10 protein-coding genes are annotated in these 12,774 nt (G+C 58.7%); all 10 read right to left on the bottom strand.

Translation table 11 applies throughout. The annotated features are described in order from the left end of the window. Positions 1–297: 297 nt before the first annotated feature. Genes purT through AC0B60_RS03060 form a run of 10 tightly spaced genes read right to left on the bottom strand, consistent with a single transcriptional unit; the run spans position 298 to position 12,771 of the window. Complete coding sequence (purT, locus tag AC0B60_RS03105; protein WP_465083902.1) at positions 298–1,488, bottom strand: formate-dependent phosphoribosylglycinamide formyltransferase; 1,191 nt, start codon at positions 1,486–1,488, stop codon at positions 298–300. A 38-nt stretch (positions 1,489–1,526) separates the two neighbouring features. Next, on the bottom strand, positions 1,527–1,709 hold the full coding sequence (locus AC0B60_RS03100; protein WP_465083900.1) for a DUF1289 domain-containing protein: 183 nt from the start codon (positions 1,707–1,709) through the stop codon (positions 1,527–1,529). Between the two features lie 33 nt (positions 1,710–1,742). Further along, the gene (gene bluB / locus AC0B60_RS03095; RefSeq protein ID WP_465083898.1) at positions 1,743–2,465 is read right to left on the bottom strand and encodes a 5,6-dimethylbenzimidazole synthase; all 723 of its coding nucleotides are present in this window, start codon (positions 2,463–2,465) and stop codon (positions 1,743–1,745) included. 9 nt (positions 2,466–2,474) lie between these two features. After that, positions 2,475–3,941, bottom strand: a complete 1,467-nt coding sequence (locus tag AC0B60_RS03090) for a cobyric acid synthase (RefSeq protein ID WP_465083896.1) — start codon at positions 3,939–3,941, stop codon at positions 2,475–2,477. A gap of 15 nt (positions 3,942–3,956) precedes the next feature. Then, positions 3,957–4,568, bottom strand: coding sequence for a cob(I)yrinic acid a,c-diamide adenosyltransferase (gene cobO, locus AC0B60_RS03085; protein ID WP_465083894.1), 612 nt, complete (start codon positions 4,566–4,568; stop codon positions 3,957–3,959). After that, positions 4,561–5,889, bottom strand: coding sequence for a cobyrinate a,c-diamide synthase (locus tag AC0B60_RS03080; RefSeq protein WP_465083893.1), 1,329 nt, complete (start codon positions 5,887–5,889; stop codon positions 4,561–4,563). The genes cobO and AC0B60_RS03080 overlap by 8 nt, the downstream gene beginning before the upstream one ends. Before the next feature lie 23 nt (positions 5,890–5,912). Further along, entirely contained in the window at positions 5,913–6,683 is a 771-nt protein-coding gene (locus tag AC0B60_RS03075; RefSeq protein WP_465083891.1) for an ABC transporter ATP-binding protein, read from the bottom strand. Continuing rightward, the gene (locus AC0B60_RS03070) at positions 6,683–7,636 is read right to left on the bottom strand and encodes a FecCD family ABC transporter permease (protein WP_465083943.1); all 954 of its coding nucleotides are present in this window, start codon (positions 7,634–7,636) and stop codon (positions 6,683–6,685) included. The genes AC0B60_RS03075 and AC0B60_RS03070 overlap by 1 nt, the downstream gene beginning before the upstream one ends. 33 nt (positions 7,637–7,669) lie before the next feature. Further along, a complete protein-coding gene (locus tag AC0B60_RS03065; RefSeq protein WP_465083890.1) occupies positions 7,670–8,566 on the bottom strand; it encodes a cobalamin-binding protein in 897 nt (298 codons plus the stop codon). Continuing rightward, entirely contained in the window at positions 8,560–12,771 is a 4,212-nt protein-coding gene (locus AC0B60_RS03060; RefSeq protein ID WP_465083888.1) for a cobaltochelatase subunit CobN, read from the bottom strand. The genes AC0B60_RS03065 and AC0B60_RS03060 overlap by 7 nt, the downstream gene beginning before the upstream one ends. Positions 12,772–12,774: the final 3 nt, after the last annotated feature.

Raw genomic sequence — 12,774 nt, 5'->3', positions numbered from 1 at the left:
GATATTTCGTATCCGAAATACCTCGGCCAGCGCCCACACGAATTACTTGGTTAACTTTTTAAAGAGCGTTCGGGGCTTGCCCGATCAAGGTGGCGTATTCTACATCGAATCACCGCCTTGTCAACCGCTTTCTGAAGAATTTTGAAACTCGAAATCTTCAATCAATTCAAACGGTTGCCTTTCAATTTCTGACCCGCCTCAGTGGCGTGCCCCTCGAAAGAGATGCGTATTCTACAGAGCTCACTTAAAGTGTCAACGGTTCGTTATAACTTTTTCAGTAAACCTGACGATTTACCGTCAAAGCTCGGTTTTCACGGCGGCTGCCGCCTGGACTGCTTTCTCCCTGGCTTCGGCAATTGAGCTGCCGGAAGCAAGCGCGACGCCCATTCTTCGCCGCCCCTTCAATTCGGGTTTCCCGAAGAGCCTAAGAAAGATGTCAGGTTGAGCCAGCGCTTTTTCAAGCCCCGAATAGGCAACCGCTTTCGATTCCCCCTCCGGCAATATCACTGCGGAGGCTGAGGGGCCCTGTTGACGGATCGCCGGTATCGGCAACCCAAGGATGGCTCGAGCGTGCAAGGCAAACTCCGAGAGATCCTGGGAAACCAGAGTCACCAACCCCGTGTCGTGGGGGCGTGGCGACACCTCTGAAAACCACACGTCGTCGCCCTTCACAAACAACTCCACGCCGTACACGCCATAGCCACCCAGGTTGCTGGCGACCGCTTCAGCAATTTCCCGGGACCGGGTCAGTGCCTTTTCGCTCATCGGTTGTGGCTGCCAGGACTCACGGTAATCACCGTCTTCCTGGTGATGCCCAATAGGATCACAGAATGAAATACCATCGCGGTGCTTTACGGTCAACAGAGTGATTTCGTAGTCGAAATCCACAAACCCTTCAACAATCACCCTACCCTTACCAGCACGACCACCGGTCTGGGCGTAATCCCAGGCCATCTCGATATCATCACGGGATTTAACGGTGCTTTGCCCTTTACCGGAGGAACTCATCACCGGCTTCACCACCAGAGGCATGCCGATGGCTTCGACCGCTGCAAGATACTCTTCTTTCGACTCTGCAAACCTATAGGGCGACGTTGCGAGACCAAGTTCCTCTGCAGCCAGGCGACGGATACCTTCTCGGTTCATGGTGAGATTGACAGCTCTTGCAGTGGGAATCACCCGGTAACCTTCCTGCTCGAGCTTCACCAACTCCGGAGTGGCAATCGCTTCAATTTCGGGCACGATGAGGTTCGGCTGTTCTACCTCGATAATGCTGCGTAAGGCGGCGCCGTCCAGCATATCGACAACGTGGCTACGATGAGCAACCTGCATGGCCGGGGCGTTTGCGTAACGGTCAACTGCGATAACCTCCACGCCAAGGCGCTGGAGTTCAATCACAACTTCCTTGCCCAGCTCTCCCGAGCCACAGAAGAGAACCCTGAAAGCATTTTCTTTCAGCGGAGTACCAATACGAACTGTGTCAGTCATGAAAGTTTCTGCCTTGCCTGGTATTGGTGGTTAACGACCTAGATCAAAAATTTGCTTTCACGCTCGGCCACTTTGTGCAGCACTTCCCGGCGCTCTTCATTGCTCATCTGGGACCACCGCGTGATTTCGTCACCACTGCGATGGCACCCAACACACATATCATTGTCATCAAGTGCGCAAATACTCACACAGGGCGAGCGCACCTTATCAGCCACTTTCATTCCGCAACCTCACCTAGCATCTTGGCCACTACTTTAACCTTTCCGAATCTCAGCTTCTAACGCCTCTTCCGTCAGAGACTCTCCCCAGGTACTCCCATGCACGAGGTCGGCCAGGGGCAAACGCGAGCGCCACCCCTTCTTTTCGAGCTCGGGTTGTGCAAGAAACTCGCTAACAAAACCGAGGCACAGATAAGCCAGCGGATACACATGCTCGGGAAGCTGCAGTGTCTTCGCCAGTTTTTCCTGATTCAGGATACTGACCCAGCCCACACCAATCCCCTCAGCCCTCGCTGCCAACCAGAAATTCTGCACTGCCAGGCAGGTACTGAACAGGTCCGTTTCGACAATCGAGTTACGCCCCAGAACATGGGTTCCCCCCCGACTTCGATCGCAGGTGATACATAGATTAACCGGGCTTTCCAGAATGCCCTGCAGCTTCAAGCTTTTATACTGCGTATTACGCTCGCCTTCATAATTTTCTGCGGCTTTCCGGTTCTCTTCCTCGAAAATGGAAAGCACCTCCCGCCGCACTGCCTTGCTATCGATGACGAGAAAATCCCACGGCTGCATAAAGCCAACGGAGGGCGCGTGGTGGGCGGCATCAAGCAGTCGGGCAAGGGTATCCGAGGGGATCCGGTCGGGGAGAAACTGTGAGCGAACATCCCGGCGCTCATGGATAGCACGATATAGGCCCTTCATTTCTTCGTCACTAAAGGGGCGATTCTGGTCTGATTGGTGAGCTTTGTCGTCTGTCATTCTTTGCCTCTAATGCCGTCCGTCGAGGCCCAGCAGATGCTTCAGGAGCCCCGTGTCCAGACACTCATCAACGAGATCCGCCAGGCGATTCAACTGTTCCAGGCGGTGTGCTCTATAGTCCACGGCCTGATGCTGGGCTCCCAAGCCCGCCCATTTCAGTATCTCGGTGGCCGCTTCTGGCAGATCGAAAATGCCATGAACATAGGTTCCCATCATCTGGCCATCCTCACTCATCGCACCTTCAGGAGTTCCATCCAGCGTCGCCATTGGGCGTTCAAATGCGGGGCCGCAGGAAATACCGTTGTGCATCTCATAACCCGTGAACCGGGCCTTTCCTGTGCCGAGCTCCAACACACCGGCAACATCCTTCAGCGTTTTGCCGGCAACTATCCGTGTGGTCATGTTGAGCAACTCAAGGCCCGGCGTGGTGCCGGCATCCCCTTCCAGGCCGTCCGGGTCCGATACCTCCCGCCCCATCATCTGAAAGCCGCCGCAAATGCCTAACACTTTGCCGCCATAACGGAGGTGTTTCTGAATAGCTTCTGGCCATCCCTGGGATCTCAGCCATTGCAGATCATGGCGGGTGCTTTTGCTGCCCGGCAAGAGGATCAGGTCCGCAGGGGGAATCCGCTGCTCGGGGCCGATGAATTGGAGATTGACTCCAGGGTGCAAGCGCAGGGGGTCGAAGTCATTGTGGTTGCTGATGCGTGGCAATACCGGGACGATCACATTCAGCGCATCTGGTTCGCTGATGCCGCTGGTCCCGACGCTATCTTCTGCGTCGATCACCAGCCCATGCAGATACGGCAACACACCGGCCACGGGTTTGTCGGTGCGTTCGGTCAGCCAATCAAGGCCTGGCTTCAGCAACGCAATATCGCCCCTAAAGCGGTTGATAATAAAACTTTTCGTACGCGCCCGTTCGCTCTCAGAAATGAGCTCGAGGGTGCCCACCAATTGTGCAAATACACCACCCTTATCGATATCGCCAACAAGGAGCACCGGGCAATCGGCCGCTTCGGCGAAGCCCATGTTGGCGATATCATTCGCACGCAGGTTAATCTCGGCGGGACTACCCGCACCTTCGGCGATGATCACGTCGTAACGGGCGCTCAGGGCGCGCCACGCCTCCATCACAGAGGCCATCGCCTCTGCCTTGTAGGCGTGATAATCCAGTGCGTCCATATTGCCGTGAACCCTGCCCCGCAGGATGACCTGGGCGCCGCAGTCACTCTGTGGTTTGAGCAGAACCGGATTCATGTCACTGTGTGGTTCAAGGCCACAGGCCAAGGCCTGAAGTGCGGTGGAGCGGCCTATTTCACCGCCGTCGACGGTAACCGCACTGTTCAGGGCCATGTTCTGGGGTTTGAAAGGTGCTACGGAAACACCCTGCCGCGCCAGCCACCGACACAGGGCGGCGACGACTGTGGTCTTGCCGGCATCAGAGGTCGTTCCCTGTATCATCAAGGTGGTCATGGATAATGGCCTTTGCTAAAGCTCGACGCCTTTCTGGGCTTTCACACCCAGGTCCTTGAAGGCGTGCTTTACCACACCCATTTCGGTGACCGTGTCCGCCAGGTCCACCAGTTCCTGTGGTGCGGAGCGGCCGGTGACCACTACATGCTGCATCTCAGGCCGACCCTGGAGGTCGTCCAGCACTCGGTCCAGATCAATGTAGTCGTACTTCAGGGCGATGTTGAGTTCGTCCAGCAGGATCAGGTCGTAACTGTCGTCTTTCAACATGTTGGCGGCCACATCCCAGGCTGCATTGGCGGCTTCCACGTCCTGCTCCCGGTTCTTGGTATCCCAGGTATAGCCCTGGCCCATAACGTGGTAACTCACGTTGGGCAATTCTCGGAAAAATGCTTCTTCACCGGTGCTGAACGCGCCTTTGATGAACTGGACAATACCCACTTTCATGCCGTGGCCCAGCGCCCGGGCCACCATGCCAAAACCGGAACTGCTCTTGCCCTTGCCAGGCCCTGTCAGCACCAGCAGCACGCCCTGCTCTTTCTGGGCACGGGAGATGCGCTCCTGCATGATCTTCTGCTTTGCGTCCATGCGGCGAGCATGGCGTTCGGGATCTTTAGCGCGTTCACGCATGGTCAGGCTCCTTATCGTTAAGCGGGCGAAAGGCCTGCCCGCGAAAAATTCCGGCCACCAGTTCCGGGGCTGAGGGGAAATAACCGTGGAAATAGCTGGCCACCAGACCGTTCCGGCAATACACCGGTTCAGCCTCTGCACCCGCAACCTTGCGGGTTCGAGCCAGGGGGTGCCAGTCAGTTTCCAGTCGCGAGTGATGATAGGTATGGCCCCGCAACTGCCCCTGCCCGGTATTCAGGCTCTGCAGACCCAGCGCCTGCAGGCGGCTGGCCATACTGGCGCGACCCGGGATAATTCCGAGCAGGTTGTGGATCTGTCCGTCGTGGTCCGCCAGTTCCTCCACACAGGCCATTAGCCCTCCGCACTCGGCCAGCATGGGTTTACCGGCGCTATAGTGGTTGCGAATAGCCTCCAGCATAGGACGGTTACCTGCCAGAGTGGCACCATGCAGTTCCGGGTACCCGCCTGGTAACCAGAGTGCGTCTGCCTCTGGCAAATTCGAATCCACCAGCGGAGAGAAGAATGCCAGTTCCGCACCCATGGTCTGCAACATGTCCAGATTGGCACGGTAAATAAAGCTGAACGCTGCGTCCCGGGCGATAGCAATGCGCACGCCATTCAATAACTGTCGTGGCGGCTCGGGTTTCTCAGCTTCCAGCGTAACCGGAAGCGGTAAACCATCAAGCCCCGCCTCCGCTAGTACCTCAGCAGCGGCATCCAGGCGGTGGTCCAAGTCATTCAGCTCCCCAGCCTGCACCAGCCCCAGGTGCCGGTCCGGAATGTTCATGGTTTCGTTGCGGGGAATCGCCCCCAACAGTTCAATGCCATTCGGTAGGCTCTCCCGCAACATATCCCCGTGACGGGCACTGCCAATTCGGTTAGCGATTACCTGGCGAACCGGCAACTCCGGATCAAAGTTAGCCATTCCCAAGGCAATGGCGCCGAATGTCTGTGCCATGCCCCGGGCGTCAATGACCGGCAACGCGGGAATACCCATCAGCTTGGCCAGGTCTGCACTGGAAGGGTCACCGTCAAATAACCCCATAGAGCCTTCCACCAAAATCAGATCCGAATCCTGTGCTGCCTCTGCCAGCCGCCAGCGGCACTCTTCCTCGCCAGTCATCCACGGGTGCAATTGATACACCGGTTGTCCTGAAGCAAGCTCCAGAACCATGGGGTCCAGATAGTCCGGTCCATGCTTGAACACTCGAACTGTCTTCCCAGCGTTGCGGTGTAATCTTGCCAAGGAGGCCGTTACCATCGATTTCCCCTGACCGGAGCCAGGGGCGGTAATCATTGCGGCCGGTACGGTTGCTTTCATATTGTTAGTCGCTCCTCCCAAAGTCAGTACTTAACAGGCACAAACAGCGGCGCACCATCCACCTCGACCGTCAGCAGTTCCTGATCATAGAGTCGTTCGAGTGCTGCTGGCACGAGCATCCGTTCTGCGGGCCCCCAGCACGCGTCGCCGTTGGGGAACAGCAACAGCAGATGGTCACACCATCGTGCCGCGAGATTCAGATCGTGCAGGCACATGAAGACGGAACGCCCGCTGCGCGCCTGTTCGGTCAGTAACTGGAGCACCGACACTTGATGGTGCAGATCAAGGTGGTTGGTGGGTTCGTCCAACAACCAGGTATCAGGTGCCTGGGTGAGCACTGTGGCAATGGCTACTCTCTGGCGTTCACCGCCGGAGAGTGTGTTCACCAGCCGATCACTGAGATGGCCCACATCCAGTTGTTCCAGAGCTCGCCTTGCAAGACGTTCATCGGCTCCGGACTCCATCTGCCAGGGTGACAACCAGGGGTGGCGACCAATCAGCGCCGTTTCCAGCACTGTTGCGGGAAAACCGTCCTGCCGCTCCTGGAACACAAGCCCCAGTTGTTGCGATATTTTTTTGCGCTTCAGGTCTGCCAAAGGATGCTCTCCCAGGCAAACTGACCCGAGACGCGGTGCTCGCAAACCTGCCAGTGTGTGTAAAAGCGTGGTCTTGCCGGCACCATTTGGTCCCAAAACGCCCCATATCTGCCCGGGTTCCACGGTAAAGTTCAACGCTTCCCCATCGCCCCGCCCGGGAATGTCGATGACCAACTGTCTAGCCTGCAACGGATTCATCAGCGGCTCCGATACAGTAGGTAAAGGAAGGTGGGTACACCGAGCAACGCGGTAATCACGCCCACCGGCAACTGCTCGGGCGCAATCACTACCCGTGCCAGGGTATCCGCCAACACCAGCAGGGTGCCGCCTGCCAGCGCGCAGGCAGGGAGGATGAGGCGCTGGTCATTACCAAGGACCAGTCGCAGCATGTGGGGGACCACCAGGCCGACAAAACCAATACTGCCAGCCATGGTGACCGCTGTCGCGGTGAGCAGGCTGGCAAGGATATAGATCGTCCACTCCAGCGGGCGCACCGCCACCCCGAGGGCTGCGGCCTGCATGGGACCGCGTGCCAGTACATTGAGACTCCGCCCGAGGGGGACCACCAAAAGGCACACCAGCATCAGGAAAACCAGCGCGGGCCAGGGAGTTCTTGCGTAGGACACATCTCCCATCAACCAGTACAACATTCCCGGCAAACGCTGCGCCGGACTGATGGCCAACATCAAGGTAATCACGGCGCCCCAGCCAGCGGCGACCACCACGCCGGTCAGCAACAAACGTGACGGCGTCCAGCTACCGGTGCCGTGGGCCAAGCCGAACACCATCAGGGTGGCCAACAACGCACCGGCAAAAGCCGATCCGGAAATGATCAAACCTCCCAGACCCGCCAGCATCGCAAACAAAGCCCCGACGGCGGCGCCACCAGACAGCCCAAGAACGTAAGGGTCCGCCAACGGATTGCGCAAAAGCACCTGCATCAGGGCACCGGCCACCGCCAGCAAACCACCGGTTGCGAACGCGGACAGTGTCCGTGGCAGGCGCAATTCCAGCACCAGGGTTTGCTGAAGGTTGCTGCCCTCACCCAGAATGACGGCGACAACTTCTCCCGGTGCCACGCTGACACTGCCAACACCCACCGACAACATCATGGCGACGAGACTGGCCAGAGCCAACAACACAAGTGGCATGGTCAGAGGCCTGCTCAAAGGATCTGTCTCCCACTAACGTTTGGCACGGACATCATCCAGTTTCTCGCAAAACAGTTGTGAACCTTTCAGAATACGCGGCGTCGGACGTTGGATCAGCGACGGTGGAACGAAATACAGGTTCTCCTTCGCGGTGGCATCGATACTCTGAAAAGCCTCCCAGCGGGTCAGCCAGTGCCGATTTTCTTCACCCATGCCACCGGCCAGAATGGCCTCGGGATTGGCGCCGATAACCGCCTCGGCACTGATCCTCGGCACCAGGCGATCAAGATCACCGAATACGTTCACGCCACCGCATAGCGTTATCACCTTACCAATCAGGTGCTCATCGTTCACGGTCATCAGAGGCTCATCCCACACCTGATAGAACACCGAGACCGGCTCCGCACCCTGATATTGTTTTTCCAGTGCAGACATTCCCTTGCGGAAACGATCCGCTTCGGCAAAGCCTGCATCTTCGGTACCTGCCAGAATCGACAGCCGTTCGATGGTGCTTGAAACGCCCTCAAAACTTCGGGGCTCAATGGAGAATACCGGCAACCCCAGATCTTTCAGGGCCGCAATCTGTTCCGGCGGGTTGCCTGTCACCCAACCAATGACCAGATCAGGTTTCAGTGCCATCAGGCGCTCAAGGTCCATTCGAGTGTGGCTACCCACAGAGGTGACCCGCTTCGCCTGCTCGGGGTAATCACTGTACGAAACCACCGCGATGACCTGATCACCGGCCCCTGCAGCCCAGACAAGTTCGGTCGCTCCGGGAGACAAGGCCGCGATCCGGCTGGCCGGTTGTTCAAGGCAGACTTCCTGGCCGGTATCGTCGGTTGCACATCGCTCAGTACCGGCCACAGCCCCCGGTGACATGGCCAGAGCTAACAATATCAACGCAGCGGTATGCCGGAACGATTTCAACATGAAGCCCTCTGGTTTCCGGGAGTCTGACAATCATCGTTGGCAGCGCCTAACGGGGGAAAGTCGGCCGACCCACCTTTTCGCGCGGACTCGAAGGCTTCCCGCTGCTGCGGGTCCAACTGGTCCGCGACCCAATCCATCAGCGGGTGATCCGGACGGGTGTGGCCACTGCCGGGAAGGCCATGGTCGATGATGTTTCCGGCGAAGTCACGTGCCAGGGCCTGACGGGTGAAGACGTCCGCCTCCCAGAACCCCCGTTTCGCGGCCAGGAGCGCAATCGCCTGCATATGGGTTTTGACATGCACGTTGTGGCCTTCAGCCAGGAAGTCATCCAGGCCAAGGCCATGACGATCCTGAAAGTACACTTCATTGACCTCGTCCCAAATACTGGAACGAAGCACCTGGGGACTAGTGATTTGCCAGCCCCAGAGGTTGTCGAGAAAATCACTGCCCATGGTGCGGGCACCGGCGTAGCCGTGCTCCATCAGTGGGGCCAACCATTGCGGGTTCAGGTTACGGGCTCTCAGCTCCACCTGCAGCGCCCGCTGGAGCGAATCCACCCGGGGATTTCGCGGGTCTGCGTACTGGAGCACCCGGTTCTGCGGCGGTTTGCCGCGCAAGTGCTCCACGGCGTTGGACAGCCCGCCCTGGAAATCGAAACCGTCATCGTTGTCCAGCAGGCCATAAAGGTGGCTGGCCCGCCCGAGGTAGGTATGGTTCACCGTCTGCAACTGGCGGTCGAAAGCGTCGTGAGCCGGTTCACCCTGGCTGTCCTTGCCATAGACGTGCCCCATGCGCCGGCGATAGGCATCACCGAGTTGTTCCCGGTCCTGCCAGGCGCCCGTGCGGGTAGCAAGCCGGTTAACCCCCGCACCGTATGCGCCCGGAGCCGTACCGAAGACGCGGTAAGCGGCCTTTGCCCCCGCATCCCGGGCCGACGCACCTGCGGCCAGCAACACCCGTGTGTCAGCGACCCAGTGGGCGGCAACGCCGTTGGTGGACAGGGATTCCTCGCCCGGCTTACGCATATCGACCGGCAGAACCGATAACGCCTGGTCCAATGCCTCTTCCAGCTCGGGGTGCTCAGCCCTGATGGATCCCGCCGCACCCGCCAAGGCATAACGCGATGCCATATCCAGCCATTCCAGTTGGCTTTCATAAAGATCCCGGAACAAGCCGGACGTGGTGAAAACCACATTGCGACGAATGGGCGTATCGGTGCCCGGACCTGCGGGTAAACGCTCCAAGCCCTTCACAATGCCCCGACTGTTCCACACCGGGCGTACGCCCAACAGCTTCATGCCAAACGCAATCATGACCCCTTCATCCCGCACCGTATCCGAGGCCCAGAGCACCAGGGCATCGCTTTGTTCTGAGGTGCTATCTTTTGTGGCCCTGGCCTCCTCGACCAGTTCTTCAGCCAGCGACCAGGCCACACGGGTTGGAATCAGGTCATCCGACAAAGCGTGAAAATTGCGCCCCGTTGGCAATACCGCCGGCGTTCGCAACGGGTCGTTGCCCTGCCCCGGAGCAACAAAACGACCATTCAACGCGTTGAGAAAGCTAGTGCGCTCTGAAGCAGGAGAGGCCTCAAGGAGTGTGCGCCAGGCTGGCTCTGACGTGCCGGCCTTACCGGCCATGGAGTCCAGCATGGTGTCCACCATATCTGTGCTCCAGCCCCGGCCGAACACGTGCAGCCCCAAGGGCATGTAGTGCTCCTGCATATCAGTGACGTAGTGGCCGGCTTCGTGAACCAGCAGGTCGGGGGAAAGCTCATCAAGAGATACTTCCTCCACCGAAAGCCCCATCTCGCCGGCGATTTCCTGTTCGAGATCGTCGGAGATATCCAGCACCTGGATTTTTTCCCGCAGCATCTTCAGGGCCCGCTCTCTGGTGGGGCTGCCGGGCTCGTTGGCAGACTCCCAGGTTTCCACCAACTGTCGGAGCTCCAATAGTTCGTCATAGAGTTCGGTCGCGGCCAGCGGCGGCGTCAAGTGGCTGATCATTACTCCAAGCGCCCGTCGCTTGGCCTGGATGCCCTCGCCCACACCGTCGACGATGTAGGGATAGATTAATGGCAGATCTCCCCCCAGCAGATCCGGGTAGTCATCCCCGGTTAAACCAGCACGGCGGCGTGGCAGGAATTCCTTGGTTGAATGGCGCCCAACGTAGACCAGCGCATCGGCCTGGTAGTGACCCCGTAGCCAGTGGTAGAAACCCACGTACTGGTGGGTCGGGGGGAAAGTCGTGTTGGCGTGCAGCAATTCCTCGTCCACTTCCCACCCTCGGGGCGGTTGTGGGCCAATGTAGATATTACCGAATCGTAGCCCGGGGAAAATCAGCCTGTCGTCCACCACCATTGAATGGCCCGGCGCCTCGCCCCAACCCTTTAGGCCGGGAATACCGGTATCAGCCAACGCCTGCTTGCTGGCGATTAGTGCTCCCTTCTGGCCGCCCTCGTTCAATCGTTTTTGCCAAAGTGCCTCGTACTCATCCAATCGGCTCAGTGCGACCTTGCGGTTAGGGTGCTGAATGTGTTCAATCAGATGCCGCAGGTCCCGGGTGCCCCGGCTCAACAGGCCGGTTGCCAGTTCCTTTTCACCCATCCCGTGCGCCTGCTCAAGCCGCTCATGCAAATAGCCCAGAGGTCCATGGACGATTTCCTGCTGCACAACCTTGGGCAAGGTTTCGAGATACTGACGGTAGGTACTGGCAGCCATCGAGGCAACATCACCGGCCATTTCCCTTAATGCGTGGGGATCATCCGGCAGGCTCACGCCTCGCTGCTGGAGCAGGTCGGTGAGGGCTTCCGGGCTCTCCGGCAGTGGGCCGGTTTCGTAGCCCTCGGCTTTAAGCCAGTGCAGCATTTCATATAGAGAAGCTGGCACATCGAGATTGTCCGCCCCAATATTCTGCCGGCCCGGTGGGTGATTGTAGTAGATGATGGCCACGCGCTTGTCGGCGTTGTCCTTGGCTTGCAGCGCCTGCCAGCGTTTCAGGCGGTCTGCGACGGCGCCTACCCGTTCCGGCGCCGGCTGGGTCAGAGTCAGGGCCACACCGGTGTTTTCGTCAATCACTTCCGGCTCCGCGGTAGCCAGCACCATAGGCTGACTGACACCCTGGAGCTCGGGCATCGCCAATTTGTAGTGAACCTTGTCAGACGGAATACCATCGATCGACAATTGCCATTGATTGGCGGTGCGGGAGGCCAGGCGCAAGCCCTTGATCACCGGAACATTCAACTGGACCAACGCTTCCGTGACCTGACGCCGACCTTCACCGCCTCCAATAATAAAGTCCTGAAGACTGACAATACCGGATAGTGTCGCCGGACCTACCGTTTCATTCAGGGAACGAACAGCCTCCAGGCTGGCACCTCCCCATCGGGACAGAATTGCAAAGCATTGTATCCCCCTGGACTCCAGAGCCGAACAGGTCGCGTCCAGCAATGCCCGGTCACCCGGGCGATCACCGCTATCCAGGTCCAGAAGGGCGACCACGGGGCCCGATTGCAGGCGTAGCTCCGCCGCGTTATCCGTGGCTTCGCCATTACGGTAATAGCGAATCAGCGCCCGAGGCGGTAGATCCGGCACGTCCAGATCCTCGCCCGCCTGAACAAGCAACCAGCGCAATAAGGCGTCCAGGTGTTGCGGGGTACGCCCCTGGTAAAGAGCCCGGCCTTCAAGCCAGGATTCCTGTGCGGGAAAACGGGCCTTAAGCTCCGACAGATGGACTTTCAGATCCGTATCGGGGTCCGGCGCTTTCATCAGGTTGTTCAGCGTAGAAGCATCCAGGGCCTCCAGGGCCTTGCGGCCATCGAGCCGCGACAGTGCTGTCAGCGCCCTGTCGCTATTAACCCCCAACACTGGAAACTCGCGAACGGCCGCCTGCTCACTCACTGCACGCTCAATCCGGCCCACCTGCTCTCCGAAAACCGCTGCCATCAATAAGGCATCGGCCTGGCTAATCAGATCATCAAGGGCGCTGTTGTTCAGGTTTGCCAACTGCTCGGGTGTGCGCAGAATAATGCGGTGATCTGGATGGGCTGTCAGGAAGCGTTCCGCACCAGCGGCCATCTCGGCAGCGGAACGCTCGGACACCACCCCAAATACCGTGGCGCCGAACACTGACTGGGACAGCATCAACAGAAGTCCCGAAAGACAGCCGAGCAACGGGCGGCTCAGAGTTCGATACAGACGTTCCATCATGCC

The organism is Marinobacter sp. V34 (assembly GCF_055524115.1).
This window is presented reverse-complemented; position numbering and strand designations above follow the sequence as displayed.